This is a genomic window from Alphaproteobacteria bacterium (genome assembly GCA_040220875.1).
In the GTDB taxonomy this organism is placed as follows: Bacteria; Pseudomonadota; Alphaproteobacteria; order JAVJVX01; family JAVJVX01; genus JAVJVX01.
This window is the reverse complement of the sequence record JAVJVX010000006.1, coordinates 341,137-365,264: the sequence shown is the minus strand read 5'-3', so window position 1 is coordinate 365,264 and position 24,128 is coordinate 341,137. Positions and strand designations below refer to the sequence as shown.

The 24,128-nt window shown below is 65.6% G+C and carries 18 protein-coding genes; 17 read left to right on the top strand and 1 reads right to left on the bottom strand.

What is annotated here, in order from left to right:
* Positions 1 to 13: 13 nt before the first annotated feature.
* Positions 14 to 1,042, bottom strand: coding sequence for an ABC transporter ATP-binding protein (locus RLQ26_07725; protein MEQ9088613.1), 1,029 nt, complete (start codon positions 1,040 to 1,042; stop codon positions 14 to 16).
* Positions 1,043 to 1,300: 258 nt separating this feature from the next.
* Between RLQ26_07725 and RLQ26_07720 the strand changes: the two genes are divergently transcribed.
* The 17 genes from RLQ26_07720 to addA all read left to right on the top strand — a co-directional run bounded on the left by RLQ26_07720 (position 1,301) and on the right by addA (position 24,009).
* Positions 1,301 to 1,543, top strand: coding sequence for a zinc-finger domain-containing protein (locus RLQ26_07720; GenBank protein ID MEQ9088612.1), 243 nt, complete (start codon positions 1,301 to 1,303; stop codon positions 1,541 to 1,543).
* Positions 1,540 to 4,401 carry a DNA polymerase I gene (gene polA, locus RLQ26_07715; GenBank protein ID MEQ9088611.1) on the top strand — a complete coding sequence of 954 codons (2,862 nt, stop codon included), beginning with the start codon at positions 1,540 to 1,542 and terminating at the stop codon, positions 4,399 to 4,401. Before RLQ26_07720 ends, polA begins: the two co-directional genes overlap by 4 nt.
* Before the next feature lie 83 nt (positions 4,402 to 4,484).
* Entirely contained in the window at positions 4,485 to 5,363 is an 879-nt protein-coding gene (locus RLQ26_07710; protein ID MEQ9088610.1) for a polysaccharide deacetylase family protein, read from the top strand.
* 86 nt (positions 5,364 to 5,449) lie between these two features.
* Positions 5,450 to 5,968 (top strand): copper chaperone PCu(A)C, encoded by a 519-nt coding sequence (locus RLQ26_07705; protein MEQ9088609.1) that lies wholly within the window; start codon positions 5,450 to 5,452, stop codon positions 5,966 to 5,968.
* Positions 5,969 to 6,109: 141 nt separating this feature from the next.
* Positions 6,110 to 6,814, top strand: coding sequence for a response regulator transcription factor (locus tag RLQ26_07700; protein MEQ9088608.1), 705 nt, complete (start codon positions 6,110 to 6,112; stop codon positions 6,812 to 6,814).
* 13 nt (positions 6,815 to 6,827) lie between these two features.
* Entirely contained in the window at positions 6,828 to 8,552 is a 1,725-nt protein-coding gene (locus tag RLQ26_07695; GenBank protein ID MEQ9088607.1) for a stimulus-sensing domain-containing protein, read from the top strand.
* Positions 8,553 to 8,586: 34 nt separating this feature from the next.
* Positions 8,587 to 9,066, top strand: a complete 480-nt coding sequence (locus RLQ26_07690; protein ID MEQ9088606.1) for an HPr kinase/phosphatase C-terminal domain-containing protein — start codon at positions 8,587 to 8,589, stop codon at positions 9,064 to 9,066.
* On the top strand, positions 9,056 to 9,952 hold the full coding sequence (rapZ, locus tag RLQ26_07685) for an RNase adapter RapZ (protein ID MEQ9088605.1): 897 nt from the start codon (positions 9,056 to 9,058) through the stop codon (positions 9,950 to 9,952). The genes RLQ26_07690 and rapZ overlap by 11 nt, the downstream gene beginning before the upstream one ends.
* 87 nt (positions 9,953 to 10,039) lie before the next feature.
* Positions 10,040 to 10,447, top strand: a complete 408-nt coding sequence (locus tag RLQ26_07680) for a PTS sugar transporter subunit IIA (protein MEQ9088604.1) — start codon at positions 10,040 to 10,042, stop codon at positions 10,445 to 10,447.
* Positions 10,448 to 10,494: 47 nt separating this feature from the next.
* The gene (locus tag RLQ26_07675; GenBank protein ID MEQ9088603.1) at positions 10,495 to 10,764 is read left to right on the top strand and encodes an HPr family phosphocarrier protein; all 270 of its coding nucleotides are present in this window, start codon (positions 10,495 to 10,497) and stop codon (positions 10,762 to 10,764) included.
* A 209-nt stretch (positions 10,765 to 10,973) separates the two neighbouring features.
* Entirely contained in the window at positions 10,974 to 12,269 is a 1,296-nt protein-coding gene (ahcY, locus tag RLQ26_07670) for an adenosylhomocysteinase (protein MEQ9088602.1), read from the top strand.
* A gap of 168 nt (positions 12,270 to 12,437) precedes the next feature.
* A complete protein-coding gene (locus RLQ26_07665) occupies positions 12,438 to 14,954 on the top strand; it encodes an ATP-binding protein (protein ID MEQ9088601.1) in 2,517 nt (838 codons plus the stop codon).
* Positions 14,955 to 15,037: 83 nt separating this feature from the next.
* Positions 15,038 to 15,613, top strand: coding sequence for a tRNA (adenosine(37)-N6)-threonylcarbamoyltransferase complex ATPase subunit type 1 TsaE (gene tsaE / locus RLQ26_07660; GenBank protein ID MEQ9088600.1), 576 nt, complete (start codon positions 15,038 to 15,040; stop codon positions 15,611 to 15,613).
* A complete protein-coding gene (locus RLQ26_07655; GenBank protein MEQ9088599.1) occupies positions 15,610 to 16,626 on the top strand; it encodes a phosphotransferase in 1,017 nt (338 codons plus the stop codon). Before tsaE ends, RLQ26_07655 begins: the two co-directional genes overlap by 4 nt.
* Complete coding sequence (locus tag RLQ26_07650; protein ID MEQ9088598.1) at positions 16,623 to 17,396, top strand: nucleotidyltransferase family protein; 774 nt, start codon at positions 16,623 to 16,625, stop codon at positions 17,394 to 17,396. The genes RLQ26_07655 and RLQ26_07650 overlap by 4 nt, the downstream gene beginning before the upstream one ends.
* Positions 17,393 to 20,464, top strand: a complete 3,072-nt coding sequence (addB, locus tag RLQ26_07645) for a double-strand break repair protein AddB (GenBank protein ID MEQ9088597.1) — start codon at positions 17,393 to 17,395, stop codon at positions 20,462 to 20,464. Before RLQ26_07650 ends, addB begins: the two co-directional genes overlap by 4 nt.
* Entirely contained in the window at positions 20,461 to 24,009 is a 3,549-nt protein-coding gene (addA, locus tag RLQ26_07640) for a double-strand break repair helicase AddA (protein MEQ9088596.1), read from the top strand. The genes addB and addA overlap by 4 nt, the downstream gene beginning before the upstream one ends.
* Positions 24,010 to 24,128 lie beyond the last annotated feature (119 nt).

Sequence of the window (24,128 nt, the reverse complement as noted above, 5' to 3'; positions counted from 1 at the left end):
TGGTGGCGGGCGCTCAGGCCGTCACGCTGCCATAGGCGTTCTGCCCCGCCGGCTGCCCGGCCGCGTCCTCGGGCTGTTTGGTCAGGAGCAGGAAGATATCCTCGAGATCGGTCTCGTCGGTGGACAGGTCCGCCACATCGATCCCCGCCCGGTGGACCGCATCGAGGATATCACTCACCTTGTGTTCCTTGTCGCCGTAATGAAAGACGATGCGCCGCGGCGCGGGCAGGGTGGCGCCCAAACTTTCGAGCTCGGCCGGCAGGCGGTGCATGTCTTCGCTCAGCGTGAGTACCAGCTCCTTGTGGTCGAGACGGTCGAGCAGCGCGTCCGTCGTATCGCAGGCCACGACCCGCCCCTCGTTGATGATGGCGATACGCTTGCAGAGATTTTCCGCCTCTTCCAGATAATGCGTGGTCAGCACGATGGTGGTGCCTTCGGACTGAAGGTGGCGGATGTAGCGGTAGATCTGCTGGCGCAGCTCGATATCGACCCCGGCCGTGGGCTCGTCGAGAACCAGGACCGGCGGGCTGTGCACCATGGCCTTGGCCATCATCAGCCGGCGCTTCTGTCCGCCCGAGAGATCGCGTCCGCGGGTATTCGCCTTGCTCGTCAGCCCCATGATGCTGAGCAGCTCTTGGGTCCGCCGCCGGGCGCGCGGCACGCCGTAATAGCCCGCCTGCACGTCGAGCAACTCGCGTGCGGTGAAAAACGGGTCCATGTTGAGTTCCTGGGGGACGATCCCGATCGACGCCCGCGCCAGGCGCGGGTCCGCGTCGATATCATGGCCCCAGATTTCGACCCCGCCGGCCGATTTGCGCACCAGCCCGGCCAGGATGTTGATAAAGGTGGACTTGCCGGCGCCGTTCGGGCCGAGCAGGCCGAAAATCTCCCCGCGCGGGACGGCGAGATCGACATCCGAAAGCGCCTGGACCGGCGGGCTGCCGTCCACGCCCCGATAGCGCTTGGCCACGCCCCGCGCGGTGATCGCGAACTGTGGCAGGGCGTCTCGGGGCGACTCGCGCCAGTTGGGAAATCGGCTCATGAAACACTCGCTTGATACGGCGGGATGGCCTGCCGCCGGGCCGGGGTACCAAGGGATTTGGTTGCGTCCGGGGAGCGAATGGCTATCATCCGTCTGGCCGCCCGGTCAAATGCCGGATCCGGCTGGCTCCTGGTTTTTAGCGGATTTCAGGGCTTTTGTGTCGCCAAAATTTTCGGGCGCCCAAACACGCCGGCGCCCGCCGCCGGGGCCGGCAGTTCTGCCCGCCTCAACACCCACTCGAACGCCACGGGAACGACCATGACCAGCCCCCACGACTCCTTCGCAAGTTCCGAAAACGAAGGCCCGGCCCAGCCCCCGGAGACGATCGAGGTGACCGGCGCGACGGTTGGGTGTGACGGCGGGGTGGGGCCGCTCGGCCATCCCATGGTTTATCTCACGATCGACAAGTCGGGCCGGGTGGACTGCCCGTATTGCGGGCGGCGCTACATTCTTCGGGGACGCGACGCGGCCGGGCAGCAGACCGCGCCCGCCCGGTCTTGAGTGCCCTCAAACATCTTTTCCTGATCGACGGCTCGGGATTCATCTTCCGGGCCTTCTATGCCCTGCCGCCCATGACCCGGCCGGACGGCACGCCGGTCAACGCCGTCTACGGTTTCGTCAACATGCTGACCCAGACGCTCGGCGCGACCGATGCCGATCACGTGGCGGTGGTTTTCGATGCCGGACGCAAGACGTTTCGCAACGAGATTTATCCCGCGTACAAGGCCAACCGGAGCGAGCCGCCAGAGGACCTGGTGCCGCAATTCCCGCTCATCCGGGAGGCGACCGAAGCCTACAACGTCGCCATGCTGGAGCGCGAGGGGTTCGAGGCCGACGATTTGATCGCAAGCTATGCCGGAGCCGCGGCCGAGACCGGGGCCGAGGTGACGATCGTTTCCTCGGACAAGGATCTCATGCAGCTCCTTCGGGACCGCGTCCTCATGCAGGACCCGAAGGACAATTCGGTGATCGATCTGGAGAAGGTGAACAAGAAATTCGGCGTCCCGCCCGACAAGGTGGTCGACGTGCAGGCGCTCGCCGGCGATTCGACCGATAATGTGCCCGGGGTTCCCGGGATTGGCGTCAAGACGGCGGCGCAGCTCATCCTGGAATACGGCGATCTCGACTCGCTCCTGGCGCGCGCGGACGAAATCAAGCAGAAGAAGCGGCGCGAGAACCTGATCGAATATGCCGACCAGGCACGGCTGTCGCGCGAACTCGTGCGCCTGCGGGTCGATCTCGATATCGACCCGCCGTTCGAGGCGCTGGCCGTCCGCAAGCCGGATCCGGCCAGGCTGCGCGCCTTTCTCGAGCAACAGGGGTTCAAATCCATCCTCAAGCGCGTCGAGGCCCTGCATATCGTCAATAATGGTCCCGGTTCCGGTCCCGGGCAGGGCGGCGGCGCGAGCGGACAACCCGCGGCGGCAACGGACGACAAATCCGGCGGGACAGCCTCCGCCGTGGACAAGGGGGATTACGAGCTGGTCGATACGCTCGACCGGCTCGATGCCTGGATCGCGCGCGCCTACCAGGCGGGACGCGTGGCGGTGGATACCGAGACCACCTCTCTCGACGCCGTCCGGGCGGAGCTTGTGGGCGTGTCGCTCAGCGTAGAGCCGGGCGCGGCCTGCTATGTGCCGCTGGCCCACAAGGAAAGGGCCGGACAGGGCCAGCTCGATTTTGCCGGCGAGGGAACGGATGACGATGCGAAGGACGGGGCCGGCGCGGCCCGGCTCGTCGCCGGGCAGATCTCCCGCGAGGACGCGCTCGATCGCCTGCGCCCACTCCTGGCCGACCCGGGCGTTCTCAAGATCGGGCATAATCTCAAATACGACGCCCTCGTGCTGGCGCGCCACGGTCTCGAGCTTCACCCCTTCGATGACACGATGATCCTTTCCTACGTGCTCGAGGGGGGCGCGCATGGCCATGGCATGGACGAGCTTGCGCAACTTCACCTCGGTCATACGACGATCAAGTTCAAGGATGTCGCCGGTATCGGACGCCAGCAGGTGACGTTCGATTTCGTTCCTCTCGAGAAGGCATGCGAGTATGCGGCCGAGGATGCGGACATCACCCTGCGACTCCATGACCTGCTGAAGCCGCGCCTCTCGCCCGAGAAGGTGACGACCGTTTACGAGACGATGGACCGCCCGCTCGTGCCCGTCGTCGTCGAGATGGAACGCGCCGGCATCAAGGTCGACCGGGACGAGCTGGAACGGCTGAGCACAGACTTCGCGGCGCGCATGGATGGGCTGGCCGATGAGATCTATCGCCTGGCGGGCCGCGAGTTCACCATCGCCTCGCCCAAGCAGCTTGGCGAAATTCTGTTCGATGAAATGGGCTTCGCGGGGGGCAAGAAAACCAAGTCCGGCGGGCATTCGACCGGCGCGGATATTCTGGAAGACCTCGCGGCCGAGGGTCACGAGTTTCCCCAGCGCATCCTCGACTGGCGGCAACTGGCCAAGCTCAAGAGCACCTATTCCGACGCGCTGGTGGCACAGATCAACCCCGAGACCGGACGGGTGCATACGTCCTATTCTCTGGCCGCGACTTCGACGGGACGCCTCGCGTCGACGGAACCCAATCTCCAGAACATCCCGATCCGCACCGAGGAAGGCCGCAAGATCCGCAAGGCCTTCGTGGCCGAAAAAGGCCATGTGCTGCTATCGGTCGATTATTCCCAGATCGAGCTCCGCCTTCTGGCCCATGTGGCGGGAATCGAAAAACTGCAGGAGGCCTTTCGCGACGGCGCCGACATTCATGCCATGACCGCCTCGCAGGTTTTCGGCGTCGACATGGCGGCGATGGATCCGCAGACCCGACGACGCGCCAAGGCGATAAATTTCGGAATCATCTACGGCATCAGCCCGTTCGGCCTCGCGCGCCAGCTCGCCATTCCCCAGTCTGAGGCCAGGGCCTATATCGAAACCTATTTCGAGCGCTATCCGGGCATTCAGGACTATATGGAAGGCATGAAGGCCTATTGCCGCGAGCATGGCTACGTCAAAACCATTTTCGGGCGCAAATGCCACGTGCCCGGAATCCGCGACAAGAGCGCCGCCCGGCGGAATTTTTCCGAGCGCGCCGCGATCAATGCCCCGCTTCAGGGCGCGGCCGCCGATATCATCCGCCGCGCCATGATCCGGGTGCCGCCGGCATTGGCTGAAGCAGGCTTGCAGGCCAGAATGCTGCTCCAGGTGCATGACGAGCTGTTATTCGAGGTCCCCAGGGCCGAACTGGAAGAAACCAGCGCTCTCGTCAAAACAGTGATGGAGCACGCGACGCTGCCGGCAATTCAGCTCGATGTGCCGCTTGTGGCGGATACCGGCGCCGGCGCCAACTGGTCGGACGCCCATTGACCATTTCTGAAGTAACCCCCGGCGCTGGACCGGCGAATTAACATCTGACACGAATCGATGGATAACACGAAAGGGAGGGTACGATGCTTACGCAGACAAGCCGTTACGATTACGTCCCCATCAGCGAGCGCAAGCCGCTGAAATTTCCCAATGGCGAGCGCGTCGCATTGCTCGTCTACATGAATATAGAACATTTCCCCGAAAACCGGCCGGGAACGCCCATGGTGCCCATGACCGCCAATATGGTGCCGGACGTGCTCAACTACGGCTGGCGCGATTACGGCACCCGTGTCGGTCAATGGCGTCTCTTCGACATTCTCGACAAGTACAAGATTCGGGGCACGGTATGTCTCAATTCGGATGTCTGTAACGAGTACCCGCAGATCATCACCGCAGGCAACGAGCGAAACTGGGAGTGGATGGGCCACGGCCACAACAATACCGTCATGATCAATGACATGCCGGAGGACGAGGAGCGCGAACTGATCTCGGGCGTCGTCAAGGTTATCAAGGAGAAGACCGGCAAGGCCCCCAAGGGATGGCTCGGTCCGTTCCTCTCGGAGACTTTCAACACGCCCGACATCCTGGCCGAGAACGGGATCGAATATCTTTGTGATTTCACTTGCGATGACCAGCCGTTTCCCATGAAGGTGAAGAAGGGTTCCCTTCTCTCCATGCCCTACACGGTGGAGCTGAACGACATCCCGGCCTTCCTCTCTCTCGGCCTCAGCGCGGAAGCCTTCGGCAAGCAGATTGTGGATCAGTTCGACTGGCTGTATGAGGAGGGCAAGACGAATGCCCGGGTCATGCCGATCTGCCTCCATAATTTCCTGATCGGCCAGCCGTTCCGGGCGAAATATCTCGATGAGGCGTTGCGCTATATCACCAGCCACAAGAAGGTCTGGCTGGCCACGGCGGGCGAAATCAACGACTGGTACCGCGAAACCCAGTTGGCGGGATGAAACGGGCCTGCCTCAAGCCTGCCACAGTCTGACGGTCAGCTGCCCCGACCCGTGCGGGGCAGCACGTCCGGACGAATGCAAGGAGAATGACAAAAGTGTTTGGCACCCCGGCATGGCGGGCTCCGGCCTGCGGACGCTTCCTGGTCCTGCTTCTGGTCCTGCTGGCGGCGGCACCTGCCGCGGCCGCACAGGAAATTACGGTCGAGGATGTCTGGATGCGTCCGCCGCTCGGCAATCGCGGCGCGGCGGCCATATATCTGACCATTCACAATGCGGCAGATGTGGCGGATCGCCTGGTCGCGGTCTCCAGCCCGGCGGCCGGTCGCGCGGAAATTCACACCCATATCCTCGAAGACGGCGTGGCCCGCATGCGTCGCATTGAGGGAATCGACATCTCCCCGGGCGGCAGCGCGATCCTGGCGCCCGGCGGCGATCATCTCATGTTGTTCGATCTGGCCGACGGTCTGATGGACTCGTCCGCCGCCGGCCATTGGAAGGACGAAAGGCTTCGCGTCGTCCTCGAATTCGCCGTTGCGGGCACGGTTGAGGCCGATTTCGAGGTTCGGATGATGGCCCCGGACGCGCCCGACGCGCACGCCCACTGAGACGAGCGGGCCAAGGCCCGTTTCGACGCTTGATGGCGCGTCCAAACCGCGCTGGAATGCCGGAGGTGTCCGTGGGACCGGCGCGCGCCGGTTCAGGCGGACGGTCCCGACAGGCGCAACAGAACGGAAGACGGCATATAAGTGAGCGCGACAATCGCATTGGTCGATGACGACCGGAACATCCTGGCCTCGGTCTCCATGGCTCTCGAAGCCGAAGGCTTCAGGGTCCGCAGCTATGCCGACGGCTCGGAGGCGCTGCGCGGGATTACCGCCGACCCGGTGGACCTGGCGGTCCTCGATATCAAGATGCCTCGCATGGACGGCATGGAGCTTCTCAGCCGTCTGCGCCGGGTCAGTCAGCTTCCGGTGATTTTCCTGACCTCGAAGGATGACGAGATCGACGAGGTGATCGGCCTGCGCATGGGGGCCGACGATTACATCAAGAAACCGTTTTCCCAGCGTCTCCTGATAGAGCGGATCAATGCGCTGCTGCGCCGGAGTGGCGCGCTGGAGGAGGCCGGCCCCGACGACGCGCCCGGCGAGCCGCCCATGGCGCGTGGCGATCTCGTGCTCGACCCGTCGCGCCACGTTTGCAGTTGGAAAGAGGCGCCGGTGAACCTGACGGTGACGGAGTTTCTCATTCTGAAATCCCTGGCCCAGCGCCCCGGCCATGTGAAAAGCCGGGAACAGCTGATGGACGCGGCCTATGGCGAACACGTCTACGTGGATGACCGGACGATCGACAGTCATATCAAGCGGCTGCGGAAGAAATTTCGAATGGTGGACGAGAACTTCAACGAGATCGAAACCTTGTACGGGGTCGGCTACCGTTATCGCGAAACCTGAGGGGCGCGGTTGAATGGCGACGGAGGCGGACCAGCAGAACCCCGCCGGGCCGGCGGAGGATGCCTCCCGCCGCCGCGCGCGGCGCGAAAACTGGCCGGCCCGCGCGCCCGATCGGCTGTTCTCGCCGCTGACCCAGCGGATACTGGCCGTCAACGTCCTCGCCCTTGGCCTCCTGGTGGCCGGGCTTCTGTTCCTCGGTCAGTACAAGCAGAACCTGATCCGGGCCGAACTCGAGGGCCTCAAAGTGCAGGCCGAGATGCTCGCCTCGGCCGTGGGTGAGACGGCGGTGATCATCGGTCCGCCCGAAGGCCAGCGCCTGCGTATCCGGCAGGCACGCGTGCTGCTGCGCCGGCTCGTGGAGCCGATGCAAAGCCGCGCGCGATTGTTCAATCTCGACGGCGCCCTGATCGGCGACACCAGCTCGCTCCCCGGCGTGGGCGGTCTTGTCTATGCCGAGGAGCTGCCGCCGCATCAGACGGGGCTCGTTACACGCCTGCTGACCAATGCCTATGATTTCTTCGCCGGGCTGACCGTCTTTCAGGACGATCTGCCGGCATATGTCGAGCGCGCGCCGCAGACGGCATCCGATTATGGCGAAGTGGCGGCGGCGCTGAATGGCGAGACCGCGAGGGCGGTGCGTATGGCCCGCTCGGGCGAGATGGTTCTCTCGGTCGCGGTGCCGATCCAGCGCTACAAGCAGGTGGTGGGTGCGGTCATGCTCTCATCCATCGGTCACGGGATCGAATCCTCCCTGCGCGAGGTCCGGCTCGGAATCCTGCAGGTTTTCCTCGTCGCCTTCGGCATCACGGTCCTCCTGTCCCTCTATCTCGCCCGAACGATCGCGCGCCCGATCCGCAACCTCGCACTGGCCGCCGAGAGAGTGCGCTTCGGTCTCGGCCAGCGGCCGCAAATACCGGATTATTCCGACCGCAATGACGAGATCGGGGATCTGTCCTTCGACCTGCGGCAGATGACGGAAACGCTCTGGAACCGGATGGAGGCAATCGAGCAGTTCGCGGCCGATGTCGCCCACGAAATCAAGAACCCGCTGACCTCGCTCCGAAGCGCGGTCGAGACTGTCTCGCGTATCGATGACCCCGTCCGGCGCGAGAAACTCATGGATATACTGGTGGCCGACGTGAAGCGCCTGGACCGGTTGATCTCGGATATCTCCGATGCCTCCCGGCTCGATGCGGAATTGTCCCGCGGCCGGTTCGAGCTGGTCGACCTCTCCGAGAACCTGCGCGCTATCGCCGCCATGCGCCGGGAAATATTGAAGCCGGGCCAGGCCGACATCCGCCTCGACCTGCCGGCGGACGAGCCGCTCCTGGTCATGGGCCAGCCAGACAGGCTGACCCAGATCTTTCGAAATCTCATCGATAACGCGACCTCGTTCAGCCCGCCCGGCGGCGAGATCGTTATCACGGGCCGGGCGCAGAAGGACGACATCGTGATTACCGTCGATGATGAGGGGCCGGGAATCCCGCCCGGCACCGAGGACAAGATTTTCAACCGGTTCTACAGCGAGCGGCCCAAGGATGAGCAGTTCGGCATTCATTCGGGACTGGGCCTCAGCATCTCGCGCCAGATCGTTTCGGTCCATGGCGGGACCATCGCGGCAGAGAACCGCCAGGGTCCGGCGCGAGAAGTCCTCGGCGCGCGCTTTACCGTGCGGCTCCGTCGGGCGCGGGACAAGGCGGCGGAGAGCGGCCCGGCCAGGGCCGGGGGGCGGCGTTGACTCCGCCCCGGCAACGGCTCACCTTAGCCCGGCCATGAAGCCGATTTACGCGACGAGTGTCGAACTGGGCGGTAAGGGCGTGCTGCTGCGCGGCGCCTCAGCCAGCGGCAAGTCGGACCTGGCGCTGCGTCTCCTCGATCGCGGCGCGCGGCTCATCGCCGATGATCAGACCTGCCTTGTCGCGACGCCGGAAACGCTTTTGCTGACAGCGCCGGCCGCAATCACCGGCAAGCTGGAAGTCCGCGGCATCGGGATCGTCGATGTCGATCCGGCCCAGGACGTGCCGCTCTGCCTGGTGGTCGATCTCGTCGCGCCGGCCGATGTCGAGCGTCTGCCGGACAGTGCGCTATGGGCGGTCGAGCTTGACGGCGGGCGGTTTACCGCGCCTCTCATCCGCCTCGCGCCGTTCGAGGCATCGGCTGCCGCCAAGCTCGCCCTGGCGCTCGACAGGATGGGATCGCCGGCCTCTGCCGCTGTTCTCCGGCCCCGGGCGGAGGCGACCCATGGCGTCTGATCCGGCCGGCGCGCATCGCCACATTATCCTGGTGACCGGGCTTTCGGGTGCCGGGCGCACCAGCAGCCTCAAGGTCCTGGAGGATATGGGCTGCGAGGCGGTCGACAACCTGCCGCTATCTCTGCTGCCCCAACTGCTCGGCCCGGCTTTCGAGGAGACGACGGCTGGCAGACGGACCATCGCCATTGGTCTCGATATCCGCACGCGCGACTTCGCGGCCGCGGATTTCATTGCCGAGATCGACAAGCTTGCCCCGCGCCAGGACCTGACCACCACGGTCTTGTTTTTGGACTGTGATGACGAAGTCCTCGTCCGCCGCTTTACCGAGACCCGCCGGCGGCATCCGCTGGCCGTGGATCGTTCCGTGACCGACGGCATTCGCCTTGAACGCGAACTGATCGCTCCCATTCGCGACAGGGCCGATCTGGTGATCGACACCTCCCATCTGCATACGCGCGACCTGCGCCGCCTGATTCAGGCGAATTTCGACGACGCCGAGCAGGGGCTCGCCATTTTCGTCACGTCCTTCGCCTATCGCCGCGGGCTGCCGCGCGATGCGGATCTCGTCTTCGACGTCCGGTTTCTGGAGAACCCCCATTACAATCCGGATCTGCAGCCGCTTACCGGCCAGGACCCGCGGGTGCAGGACTTTATCGCCAGCGATCCCGATTTCGAGCGGTTTTTCCAGACCCTGACACAAATGCTAAATTGCCTCCTGCCCCGCTACAGTCGCGAGGGCAAGAGCTACCTTACCATCGCCTTCGGGTGCACGGGCGGGCGCCACCGATCCGTCATGGTGGTGGAAAAACTGGTCGCCTGGATGAAGGATTTGGGTTACAGGGCAAATGTCCTGCACAGGGATATCGGCGCGGCCGCGCACGGCTAGGGGCGGGCCACGCAGCTTCGGGCCCGGATGCCCTCCGGGCCGGGGACGACCGCAAGCGGCCGGAGCCGGAAAAGATTGGGATGCCTGATGATCGGATTGGTTCTCGTTACGCATGGACGCCTGGCGGAGGAATTCATCGCGGCCCTCGAGCACGTGGTCGGGCGCCAGGAGCATATCGCCGCCGTCTCGATCGGTCCGGACGATGACATGGAGGTCCGGCGCAAGGATATCGTCGCCGAGATCGAAAAGGTGGATCAGGGGGACGGCGTCGTGGTGCTGACGGACATGTTCGGCGGCACGCCCTCGAACCTCGCCATCTCCATCATGGAGAGCGGCAAGGTGGAGGTTCTTGCCGGCGTCAACCTGCCCATGCTGATCAAGCTCGTCAGCGTCCGCGACCAGGTTTCGCTCGAAGAGGCGGTCGTCAGCGCCCAGGAAGCCGGGCGCAAATACATCAACGTCGCCTCGCGCCTTCTCGCCGACAAAACAGGGTGATGGGGTCCTGCATGCCGGGCCGAACGGCACTTCCCGGTCGCTGATCCATGGAATCCCGGCGCCTGGAAATCGTCAATCGACGCGGTCTCCATGCCCGCGCCGCCGCGCGCTTCGTCAAGGAGGCGGCGAAATTCAAGGCCGACATCCTGGTCTCGCGCGATGGGACGGAAGTCTCAGGCCTTTCCATTGTGGGCCTGATGATGCTGGCCGCCGCCCAGGGGACGCATATCGATCTTCAGGCTGATGGTCCCGAGGCGGGGGCGGCGCTGGATGCGCTGGAAAAACTCGTGGCCGCGCGTTTCGAGGAGGAAGAGTGAGCGGGGACACGGCCGGAGGTTGACCCGGCCGGACGCAGCGGCTATCGCTCATCTGCCGATCCGGACGGCCCGACCGGGGAAACGCTTGCCCTTTTGCCGGGCTCGGGTATCAATAGGGCGCCGATTTACAGCGCTGTGCGTGCCCGAAGGCTCCGGATCCAGGCCTGCCTGCCGGAGCCCCATTTTTGAAGAAACGAGGAGCGAATACCGTGGCGTCTTCCGAGGATTACAAGGTCAAGGACATCGAGCTGGCCGATTGGGGCCGGCGCGAGATTGCCATCGCGGAAACCGAAATGCCCGGGCTTGTCGCCCTCCGCGAAGAATTCGGCGCGACGAAGCCGCTCAAGGGCGCCCGGATCGCGGGCTGTCTGCACATGACGATTCAGACTGCCGTCCTGATCGAGACCCTCGCCGAGCTCGGGGCCGAAGTGCGCTGGAGCTCGTGCAATATTTTCTCCACCCAGGACCATGCCGCGGCTGCGATCGCGGTGACGGGGGTGCCGGTCTTCGCCTGGAAGGGGATGACGGAAGAGGAATTCTGGTGGGCGATCGACCAGACGATCGAAGGCCCCGATGGCTGGCGGCCCAACATGATTCTGGATGACGGCGGCGATCTCACCACTGTCATGCATGAGAAGTTTGCCGAACTGATGAAGGACGTGCGCGGGCTTTCGGAAGAGACCACGACCGGCGTGCACCGGCTCTATGAAATGGAAAAGGCGGGCACGCTTCTGGTGCCGGCCATCAATGTCAACGATTCAGTCACCAAGTCGAAGTTCGACAATCTCTACGGATGCCGCGAATCGCTCGTCGATGGCATCAAGCGTGCCACCGACGTGATGCTGGCGGGCAAGGTCGCCGTGGTCGCCGGATACGGCGATGTCGGCAAGGGCTCGGCCGAAAGCCTCCGCGCCCAGGGCGCCCGCGTCGTGGTGACCGAGATCGATCCCATCTGTGCCCTTCAGGCCGCGATGGAGGGCTACCAGGTCGTGACCATGGATGAAGCGGCGCCGGTGGGCGATATTTTCGTCACCGCCACCGGCAATATTGACGTCATCACGCTCGACCATATGCGCGAGATGAAGGATCGGGCCATCGTCTGCAATATCGGCCACTTCGACAGTGAGATTCAGATCGAAGCCCTCAAGAATTATCGTTGGGAAGAAGTCAAGCCGCAGGTGGACGAGGTGGTGTTCCCCGACGGCAAGCGCCTCATCGTGCTGGCCAAGGGGCGGCTCGTGAACCTGGGCTGTGCCACCGGCCACCCGAGCTTCGTGATGAGCGCCTCCTTTACCAACCAGGTGCTGGCACAGATCGAAATCTGGCGCAATTACAAGAACTACGAAAACAGGGTCTACGTCCTGCCCAAGCATCTCGATGAAAAAGTGGCGGCGCTTCATCTCGACCGCCTGGGCGTGAAGCTGACGGCGCTGTCCGGGGCGCAGGCGGATTACCTCGGCCTCAGCCCGTCGGGTCCATTCAAGCCGGATCACTACCGCTACTAGACGGCCTGTTAACGAGTCCGGATCATGCCGGAAAGCGGCGGAAATCCGTCATGGCCACCTTGTTTCCGCCAGCCGGGGCAGCCTAGAATGCGCCCGGGGAGGCTGGGCGCAATCGAGACTCCGTCAAGGGGCCGGCGCCCAACGGGACTCCATCGCGAGGGGTAGGGCTTGAGACTTCTCTCTGTCGTTGCCGCCGCAACGTCGCTGGCGGCGGACACCGCGCGGGCCGACGTTGTCGTGCCGGGCGCCCCGGGCGCGGTTGCCGTCGCGCCAGGCGGACTGACAACACTACTGGCCATTATCGCGCTCGCCGCCGTGGTTCTCTGGCTGGCGCATCGGCTGCGGCGCGCCCGCCGCCGGCTCGACATCCATCTCGCGGTCATTGACGCCAAGGCAGGCACCCCCGCCGAGACGCAGGGCAGCGAACTCTTCGGCTGCTGGTCCACCCGAGATCGCACGCTCCTGGCCACAAATCTCGAGCGACGCCTGAACGAAATGCCGGAAAGCCCGACGGCGCTGGTACCGCTGGTCGCTGCCGCGGAACGCGAGGAGCTGGCCATGAGTCTGGCCGATCTCGTTCAGACGGGGCGGGATTTTGAACTCAATTGCGACAGTGCCGACGGGGCCGGTGCCTTTCGGGTGCGCGGCCGGCGGTTGAAACTCCGGGGCGGCGACAGTGTCGATATCGTCTGGCTGCGCGATCGCAGCCGTATCGCGGAAATGCAGGCGCAATTGCAGGAAGAACTGGCCAGCGTCATCCGTCAGCGTGACGACCTTCTCTGTGTGCTCGATCTGCTGCCGTTTCCGCTTTGGGAGCGCAATGCCGATCTGTCGCTGCGCTATGTCAATGCAGCCTACGCCCGCGCCGTCGAAATGGCGCCAGAAGATGTCCTTTCGCGGCAGGTCGAGCTTGGCGCAAGCGCTATCAGTGACAAAGGCAAGTCGCTTGCCAGAATGGCGCGGGACGTCGATCGCCTCCAGGCGGAAAGTCATCACATCGTAATCGGGGAAGAGCGCCGCCTGATCGAATTCAGCGAGATGCCGGTGCCCAACGATCCCGATGGCGGCCGCCTCCTCGGCATTGCCCTCGACCAGACCGACCTCGAGGGCGTCCAAAGCCAGCTCTCGCAGCATATCGCAGCCCATGCCGAGGTGTTCGAGCAGCTCTCGACCGCGATCGTTATTTACGGGCCGGACAAGCGCATCAGCTATTTCAACGACGCCTACCGCACCCTGTCATATCTCGACAGAAAATTCCTCCAATCGGCGCCGACCTACGAAGAGGAATTCGAGGCATTGCGTGAAAAGCGGCGCCTGCCCGAGGTCGCGGATTTCGTCGCCTACAAGAAGGCCCGGCTGGGCATGTTCCGGTCCCTGATCGGGCGGCATGAAGAGCTCGTCTATCTGCCGGACGGGCAGACGCTTCGCCTGGTCGTGACGCCGCATCCCTTCGGCGGCCTGATGTTTGCCTATGAGGACGTCACCGACCGTCTGGCCCTGGAAAGCTCTTACAACACCCTGAACGCCGTTCAGCGCGCGACACTCGACAATCTTTACGAGGGCGTCGCGGTGTTCGGCAGCGACGGGCGGCTCAAATTGTACAATCCCGTTTATGCGCGCATGTGGCTCCTGTCCGACGATGACCTGCAGGGTGACCCGCATATCGCGGAAATTGTCGATAATTCCCGCGGGTTCTTCGGCGACGGCATGGAATGGGAAGAGGCGCGCCGTCGCGAGATCGCCCGCGTGACCGATCCCCGCCCCCACACCGGCCGGATGGAGCGGGCCGATAACTCAGTGCTCGATTATGCCGTCGTCCCGCTGCCCGACGGCAACGTGCTGCTGTCATATCTCGATGTGACCGACAGCGTGCGGGTCGAGCAGGCCCTGCTCGACCGGAACGAAGCGCTCGAAACGGCAGACCGGCTGAAATCGGAATTCGTCGCCAACGTCTCCTACGAGCTTCGCACACCCCTCAACACGATCATGGGCTTCGCGGAAATTCTCAACAACCAGTATTTCGGCGAGCTCAACCGGCGTCAGGCGGAATACAGTCGCGGCCTGCTTGAATCCTCACAACAGCTCATGGCGCTCATCAACGATATTCTCGATCTTGCGACAATCGAGGCGGGTCATATGATTCTCGATCTGGATGAAGCGGTGGTGGACGAGATTCTCGCCAATGTGGTGACCCTGAGCAAGGAACGCGCCCGCGAGCACGGGCTCGAGATCAAGGCATCGTCGTCCGATCAGGCCGGCACCGTTGTGTGTGACGACCGGCGCATACGTCAGGCGCTGTTCAATGTCGTTAGTAACGCGATCAAGTTTACCCCACCCGACGGCAGGATCGAGATCACCGCCAGACGATCGGACCAGGATATGGTCTTCGTCGTGAGCGACACCGGGATCGGTATCCCGGCCGACGAGCAGACCCGCGTGTTCGAAAAATTCGAGCGCGGCTCTCAATATATTCGCCGGCCAACCGGTGCCGGGCTTGGCCTCGCCCTTGTCCGCAAGCTGGTGGAACTGCATGACGGGCGGGTGGAGCTCTTTTCCGAGCAGGGCAAGGGGACGACAGTCACGATTTACCTGCCCCTTCGCCCCCCCGCCGCCGCAACCGACGTGGCCGGCTTCGCCGCCGGCTCGCTGGCGGTCGGCGCAAATACCGATGCCGCCGGGCGCTGAGGCCGGATCATCCCGTCGGGCCTCCGGCCCGGCGTAACCGGGGCAGCGTTGTCATCACGCCGGAATAGGCTTTAGATAGTTGCATGACGAAGGATGATACCGCAGGCGCCGGCGCGCGCGGCCAGCCATCCGGCTTGGTCCGGCGCCGCGTGGATACGCGGGACGAGGCGGCGACGGGTCGGCTGGCCGCGACCCTGGCGGCGATGGCCGAGCCCGGCGACGTGATTACCCTGACGGGGCCGGTCGGTGCCGGCAAGACGAGCTTCGCCCGCGCCTTTATCCGCGCCCGCGCCGAGGGGGCGGGCGTGCTGCTCGGCGAGGTGCCCAGCCCGACCTTCACGCTGGTGCAATGCTACGAGATCGGCGCGGCGGCGATCTGGCACTTCGATCTCTATCGCCTGGCCGATCCGGGCGAGGTCTGGGAGCTTGGCATTGAAGAAGCTGAGGGAAAGGGGATTTCGCTGATTGAATGGCCCGAACGCATGGCGCCATTTTTGCCGGCGGATCGCCTCGATCTCGTCTTCGCGCCGATCGACGAGGTGCGGTGCCCGGATCTCAGGCGCATCGCCCTGACAGCGCCCGACCGGGGGAGCTGGGGGCATCGCCTTCGCACTCTGGCGGGCGCGGGCCTTGCGGCGGATCAGGAGGTGGCCCCGTGAGCGGGCGGGACGCGATCATCCGTGCCGCGCTCGACGGGTGGGGCTGGGGCGATGGCGAGCTTGTCGCGCTGCCGGCCGACGCCTCGTTTCGCCGCTATCTGCGCCTTTCGGCGCCCGGCCTGCGGGCCATTGTCATGGACGCTCCCCCGCCGGCCGAGGACGTCACGCCGTTCCTCCAGGTCGCGGACTGCCTCCATGCGCTGGGTCTCAGCGCGCCCCGGATCCTGGCGGCCGATCAGGACCGCGGCGTGCTGGTGCTCGAGGATCTGGGCGATGATACCTTCACCCGGCTTTTGGATAGTGGCGCTGACGCCGAACAGCTTTATACGCTCGCCGTCGATGTGCTGATCCGGATCGCGAGCGCCCCCGCCGAGACCGCCTGCCGGGATCTCGCGCCCTACGATTCGACCCTGCTTCTGGCCGAGACAGCGCTGTTCGTGGACTGGTATCTCCCGGCCGTGACAGGCCGGCCGGCCGCGCCCGGGGCGCGCGATGCCTTTCTCGCCGCATGGCAGGCCGTCCTGCCGCCCGCGCTTGAGGTGCCGCACGGGCTGGTTCTGCGCGACTTTCATGTGGACAATCTCATGCGCCTGTCGGGGCGCCGGGGTGTGGCCGCTTGCGGCTTGCTCGACTTTCAGGATGCAGTCATGGGACCCCTTACCTATGACCTCATGTCGCTGGTGGAGGATGCCCGGCGCGATGTGCCGGAATTTCTGCGCCAACGCATGGTTGCCCGGTTTCGCGACGGGGTGCCCGGTTTCGATCCCACGGCCTTCGAGCGTTCCTTCGCCATCCTCGCCGCCCAGCGCCATTGCAAGGTGATCGGAATCTTCACCCGGCTTTTTGAACGCGACGCCAAACCCGGTTACCTGGTCCATATCCCGCGTGTCTGGCGGTTGCTCGCGCGCCATCTCGAAAATCCCGCCCTGGCTCCGGTCCGCGCGTGGCTGGACGCGACCCTGCCGGCTGAGGCACGCATTGCCCCGGCATGCGCGCGCGGACCGGCCGCATGAGGGAACCTCTTTCCAGTGCCATGGTGCTTGCCGCCGGCTATGGCCGGCGTATGGCGCCCATTACCACGCACACGCCCAAGCCGCTTGTGACCGTCGCGGGCGAACCTCTGCTTGACCGCGCCCTCAGGCCGCTCGAACGAGCGGGCGTGCAGACGATCGTCGTCAATACTCATCACCTTGCCGGTGAGATCGAGGCCTATCTGGTCCGCCGCCCGGGCCAGGTGCCGGTCGAGCTGTCTCACGAGAGTGAACTGCTCGAGACCGGGGGTGGCGTGAAAAAGGCGCTCGATCTTCTTGATGACCCGTTCTTCGTCCTCAATGGCGACATCTACTGGCGCGACGGCGCGACGCCGGCGCTCGACCGTCTGGCGCAGGCCTTCGATCCCGGCCGGATGGACGCGCTGCTGCTGATCTACCCCCGGGCGGGTGCCCTCGGGTATGATGGGCCGGGCGATTTTGAGCTGACCGCAGACGGGTGTGGCCCCGCCCCTCTGAGCTGGCGCGCGGCGGATGGCGTTGCGCCCTATGTCTTCGCTGGCATTCAGGTGCTGGCGAAATCTCTCTTCACCGGCGCGCCCCAGGGCGCGTTCTCTCTCAATCTCCTGTATCGAAAGGCCGAGGCGGCGGGGCGTCTCTACGGTCTCGTTCACGACGGTGACTGGTGTCATGTGAGCCGGCCCGCCGATATCGCGGCCGTGGAAGCCTGGCTCGCGGCCGAAGCGGGCAGCGCCGAGCGCCCATCGAAAGACAGCCGGGCAGGCGGCGCGTGAGCGAAAAGACACGGTCGAACGTCCTTACCATCGCGCCGGGCCGGCCATTCCTCGATCTGCTGGCGCGCGGCCTTCTCGCCGAGACAGCCGACGATCCGCTCCGGCTTTCGGATTATTTGGTGCTGCTGCCGACACGGCGAGCGTGCCGCGCGCTCCAGGGAGCGTTTCTGCGCCAATCCGACGGCCGGGCCCTGCTTTTGCCCCGGCTGGCGCCGCTCGGCGATATCGATGATGACGAACTCGCGCTGACCGCGTTCTCGGAGGCAGCCGCGAGCGGACTCGCCGCCGTCGCCGATCTGCCGCCACCGGTTTCCGAGACGAGCCGTCGCCTCACCCTGGCCCGGATGATCCTCGAGATGGCCGATCCGTCGGCCACGGAGGACGGGCCGATGGGGGCCGACCAGGCGCTGCTTCTCGCCACCGAGCTGGCACGGCTGGTGGATCAGGTGCAGGCGGAAAAACTCTCCTTCGATAGCCTGCAGGCGCTTGTGCCCGAAGACTTCGCGGCGCACTGGCAGAAGACGCTCGACTTGCTGCGTCATGTTTACGAGACCTGGCCGAAATTTCTCGAAGCCGAGGGCGCCATGGACCCGGTGGCCCGGCGCATCCGCGTGACCGAAACGCTGATCGCCCTGTGGCGGACCGACCCGCCCCGCGCGCCGGTGATCGCCGCCGGTTCCACCGGCAGCGTGCCGGTGACGGCCGATCTCCTGGCGGCCGTCGCGCGGCTGCCGCAAGGCCGGGTGGTGCTGCCGGGGCTCGATCGTCATTTGGATGACGATGCCTGGGCCGCGCTCGAGCCCAGTCACCCGCAATATAATCTGGCGGCCCTTCTTGCGCGGTTCGAATTATCCCGCGCGGATATTGGCGATTGGCCGGTCGAGGCGGCCGCGCCGCCGGTGGCATCCCCTTGGCGTCTCAAGCTGATTTCCGAAGCCATGCGTCCGGCGGCCGCGACGGCAAACTGGCGCTTGGTCCGTCTGGACAGCGAGGCCGCCCTCAGTGGTGTGACCCGCGTGGTGACGCCGGGACAAAAGGAAGAGGCCACCGTGATCGCGCTCGCCTTGCGCGAAGTTCTCGAGAGCCCGGGGCGTACAGCGGCTCTCGTCACGCCCGATCGCCGCCTTGCCCGCCGGGTCGCGGCCGAGCTTCGCCGCTGGGATATCCGGGTCGACGATTCGGCCGGCCAGGCCCTGTCCGACACGGTGCCCGGCGCGTTTTTCCGCCATGTCCTGAGGCTGATGGCCGACCGGCTGGCGCCGGTCGCGTTCCTCGCCGCACTCAAGCATCCCCTCGCCCTGGCGGGATATACGCCGGCGGTCTTTCGCACGCGTGTCAGGGCTTTGGAACGTATCGCGCTCCGTGGCGTGCGTCCCGCCAGCAGTTTTGCCGGGCTCTGCGACTTTGTCGACGCCGCCTCCCGAGCAGAGGGAAAGGAGGGCCACGAGGCGCTCGCGAGGGCCGAACTCCTCGCGCTGATCGACCGTCTCGAAGCATGCTATCGCCCGCTGGCCGATCTTTTCGCCCGCGATGACCGGGTGCCGCTGACCCGATTGCTTACAGCCCATATCCGGACTGCCGAGGCGCTGGCCGCCAGCGCCGACGAGCCGGGCGCCCAGCGCCTTTGGGCCGGCGAGGCGGGCGAGGCGCTCAACGGATTTCTTTGTGAACTTCTCGCTGGCGCGGCCCGGTTCGGCGACGTCGCCGTGGCCGATTACCCGAGCCTTCTCGACGGGCTGATGGCGGGCCAACGCGTCCGGCCGCGTTACGGGACGCATCCGCGCCTCTTTATCTGGGGACCTCTCGAGGCGCGCCTGCAAAGCGCCGACCGGCTGGTGCTGGGTGGGCTGAACGAGGGCACCTGGCCGCCCGAGCCCGCGGTCGATCCGTGGATGAGCCGGGAGATGCGCCATCAGTTCGGCCTCTCGCCGGTCGACCGGCGCACCGGTCTGTCGGCCCATGATTTCGCGCAGGCCCTGGCTGCGCCCGAGGTCTGGCTGACCCGCGCCCAGCGTGTTGACGGTGCGCCGACTGTGCCGTCCCGCTGGCTCATGCGGCTCGACGCCGTGCTCCACCGGGACGCGGCGGAAGGCACGCCGGGACCGGTCCTGGCACGCTGGGCCGCGCCCGAACATGCGCCGGCGCTTGCCTGGCAAGCGGCGCTCGACGCAGGCAGCGGCGCGTTGCCGGGGCCGGTCTCGCGGCCGGCGCCGACCCCGCCCGTCGCCGCGCGGCCGCGCCGCCTGTCGGTGACCCGGGTCGAGAGCTGGGTAAAGGATCCTTACGTGATCTATGCGCGCTATGTCCTTGGCCTTGAAAAGCTCGATCCGATTGATGAAGCACCGGGCGCCGCCGAACGCGGGCGGCTCGTTCACGATGTGCTGGATGAGTTCATCTCGCGCTGCCCCGACACGCTGCCGGCGGACGCGCTCGACATTCTGCTTGCTCTGGGCAGGGAGAAGTTCAGAGCGAGCCTTCAGCGTCCCGCCGTGGCGGCCTATTGGTTGCCACGCTTCGAGAAAATCGCCGAGTGGTTCGTCGAATACGAAAAGACCCGGCGCGAAACGGGCATTCGGCCCCTTGTGACCGAAGTGCCGGGGCGGCTGGTGCTGCCCGGGCCGGCGGGCGATTTTACCCTGACCGCGCGGGCCGACCGGATCGACCGGCTGCCCGATGGGCGGCTTGCGATCCTGGATTACAAGACAGGCCAGCCGCCGACAAAAATCAATGTCGAGGCGGGGCGCGCGCCGCAATTGCCGCTTGAAGCGCTGATCGCGGCCGAGGGCGGGTTTGCCGATCTGACCGCCGCCGAAACCGGTGCGCTTGTCTATCTCCGTCTCAATGGCGGCAATCCCCCCGGGGAAGAGACCGCCTATAAGCTGGATCCGTCCGCCCTGGCAGCCGAGGCGAGGGATGGCCTCCTCGCCCTCATCCGCGCCTTCGACGACCCGGCGACGCCCTATTTTTCCGCCCCGCATGGCGAGCCGCTTACATATGACGGTTACGATCACCTCGCGCGCTGGGGCGAATGGCCCGTCGATGACGAGTCCGAAAGAGAGGCCCCATGACCGCCGGGCCGCCCGATCACCGGCCATCCCCTGGAGAAGCCAGCGAGGCCGACGTCAACGCGGTCCAGCAGGCGGCGAGCCATCCCGAATCGTCCATCTGGGTCGAGGCCTCGGCCGGCTCGGGCAAGACCCATGTGCTGACGCAAAGGGTGCTGCGCCTGCTGCTGGCAGGAAGCCGGCCCGAGGGCATTCTTTGTCTGACTTACACCAAGGCGGCGGCCGCGCAAATGGCAACGCGCATTTACAAGGTGCTTGGCGAGTGGGCTGTCCTGGATGACGCGGCGCTGGGCGAAAAGCTCCGCCGCCTCACAGGGCGCGCGGATCTCGCGGCGGCGGATTTCGAGCGCGCGCGCCAGCTTTTCGCCCGGGTGCTCGACCTGCCGGGCGGACTCAGGATCCAGACCATCCACGCATTCTGCGAATCCGTCCTCTCGCGCTTTCCGGTCGAGGCGGGAATCCCGCCGGGCGCGGCGGTGATGGACGAGCGCAGCGCCAGCGAGCTTCTGAGCGATCTTCGCGACCGGCTTCTGGCGATGGCCCTCGATAAAGAGGGTGCCGTGGATCCCAACCTCGCCGTTATCGCGCGCCATGTGAACGAGCAGGATTTTCTCACTACCCTGACGGAGCTGACCAAACATCGGAACCGCCTGCATCGGGCTCTGGGCCGTGACGGCGCGGGCCTCGGGGGCGCAATCGCTCAATTGCGCCGGCTGCTGGAACTTCGTCAGGACGAAAATGAGGCCGAGATCCTCGCCAACGCCTGCCAGGACGAAGCCTTCGACAAGCATGGGCTGACCGCGCTCGCCGGGGCGCTTGCCAAGGGCGGCAAACTGGATCAGGAGGTGGCCGAAAAAATCTCCGCCTGGCTGACGGCGGCGTCGGAACAACGCCGGTCGGCGCTGGCCGGGTATCTTGACGCCTTCTTCAAAAATGACGGCGCGCCGAAAAAATCTCCGAGGTCGAAGAGCGTGGAGGAGTCTTTTCCCCAGGCGGCCGGCATCGTGGCGGCCGAAGTCGCGCGGCTCGAGGCCTTGCGGGAGAAGCGCAAGGCCCTCGCCGTGTTCGAGGCGACGTCGGCGCTGTTGCGGTTTGCCCACCGGCTGCTTGGCGATTATGCGCGCGAGAAGGCGCTTCAGGGGCGGCTCGATTACGATGATCTCATCTTTCTGACCCGCCGCCTTCTGAGCGAGGAGGAAAACGGCGCCGCCTGGGTGTTGTTCAAGCTGGACGGCCGGCTGGACCATATTCTGGTGGACGAGGCGCAGGACACGAGCCCGGCGCAATGGGATATCGTGCGTGCGCTGGCCAACGAATTCTTCGCCGGCGAAGGCGTGCGGCCGGATATCCGCACGGTCTTCGCCGTGGGCGATATCAAGCAGTCCATCTTCGGCTTCCAGGGTGCCGATCCCGTCGCGTTTCGCGACAATCGCGACTGGTTCAGCGCGCGTGTCAAGGCGGCCGCGCGGGATTGGCAAACTCTCGGGCTTGAGGCCTCGTTTCGCTCCACCAAGCCGATCCTTGACGCCGTCAACGCGGTCTTCGCCCGGCCTGCCGCTCAGCCGGGCGTCACCGACGGCGAGGCGTTTCCCGATCATCTGCTGATCCGCAAGGGCCAGGCCGGGCTGGTGGAGCTTTGGCCGGTGTTCGAGCCAGTGGAATCAGGCGCGGCCGATGATCGGGCCTGGGTGCCGCCCACCCGACTGGTGGCGACCGACGACCCGTGCGAACGTCTGGCGGACCGGATCGCGGCCACGATCGCGCGCTGGCTCGACCCCGATAATCCCGAGATTCTGGAAAGCGCGGCCCGTCCGGTGCGTCCGGGGGATGTGCTGGTTCTGGTGCGCAAGCGCGGGGACATTTTCAATGCGGTGGTCGCCGCCCTCAAGCGTCACGGCGTGCCGGTCGCGGGATCCGACCGAATGGTCCTGACGGAGGAGTTGGCGGTGAAGGATCTCATCGCCGCCGGACGCTTCGCACTTTTGCCCGAGGACGATCTCAACCTCGCCATTCTCCTGCGCTCGCCCTTGATGGGCCTCAGCGAGGAGGCGCTGTTCGTTCTTGCCCATGATCGCGGCCGCAAGTCGCTGTGGCGCCGGCTTCAGGAGATGGCGGGGGGCGACACTGTTTTTGCGGCCGCTTACGAGCGTCTCGACACTCTTCTCGGAAGTGCGGATCTCGTGCCACCGTTCGAGTTCTTTTCCAATCTCCTCGGCCCCATGGGGGGGCGGGCGCAATTGGCCGCACGCCTGGGCGCCGAGAGTCATGATCCGGTCGACGAGTTCCTCGCGCGCGCGCTCGATCACGAACGCCTGGCGCCGCCCTCGCTGGAAGGATTCCTTCACTGGCTGGCCTCGGCGACAACCGAGATCAAGCGCGATCTGGAACAGGGCAGCGACGAGGTGCGAATCATGACGGTGCACGGCGCGAAGGGGTTGCAGGCGCCGATCGTGTTCCTGCCTGACACCTGCAGCGTCTCCAACAAAAACAGTGATCCAAAACTCTTTTGGCGCGGCGACGGGACAAATGATCCGCCGGTTTGGCCGGGGACAAAAGGGCTGGACGTGGCGGTGTCGCGCGCCGCCCGCGAAAAATACAACGCGCAGCAGGCCGACGAGTATCGCCGGTTGCTCTATGTCGCGATGACTCGCGCGTGCGACCGGCTCTATGTCGCGGGCTGGCAAAAGGCTTCAGGAAAAAACCGGCCTCGCGTGCCGCCCGGCTCCTGGTACGAACTGATCGAAGCGGGGCTCGAGGGCCTGGCCGAACCCGTGACCCTCGAAATGGGCCAGGGGCTGCGGCTCCGCGCGCCGCAGCAAGCGAAGCCGGAGAAATCGGACACGGGCCGCGCCCGGCGCCCGGCGACCCTCACGCCCGACTGGCTGGCGCGACCCGCCCCGGCCGATGCGCCGCGCGCGCGTCCGCTTGCCCCCTCCCGCCTGTCGCTGGCGCCGGCGCCTCCAGACTCGCCGCTGGCAGCGGGCGAGGCCGGGGGCCGCCAGCCCGGCCGCGCGGCGGGCGAGGCGAGGTTTCGCCGGGGCACGCTTATCCACCGGCTGTTGCAGATTCTGCCCGATATTGGCGAGGCCGACCGCATCAATGCCTGTCACCGCTTTCTCTCTCGCCCGGTGCACGGCCTGTCGCAGGACGAGGTCAACCAGATCACGGGCGAGGTCATGGGCGTGGTCGACGATCCCGAGTTCGAAACCCTGTTCGGGCCGGGCTCGCGCGCCGAGGTGCCGCTGACCGGCACCGTCGGGGACCATCTCGTGGCCGGGCAGGTGGATCGGCTGGTGGTCAGCGCGGAGGCCGTGCTGGTCATTGATTACAAGACGCAACGTCCGGCACCCGAAGCACCGCAGGACGTCGACCCGGCCTATCTCAAGCAGATGTTCCTGTATCGCGCCCTGCTGCGCGATCTGTATCCGCGCCATTGTATCCGGACGGCCCTGTTATGGACCGAGACCGCCCGCGCCCTCTGGCTCGACGATGAATTGCTGGACCAGGCGGGCGCGACGATCACGCCGGACCTGCCCGAAGGCAAGTAATTGAAAACAGGTTCATTTGATTTCGCTGCCGTCCCGGACCCCGGTCCGCGCTGCTTGACGGGGGTGGCGGGGCTACCTAGATTCGGCTTCAAGATCGGTCCCACGCACCGGCCCGGCCC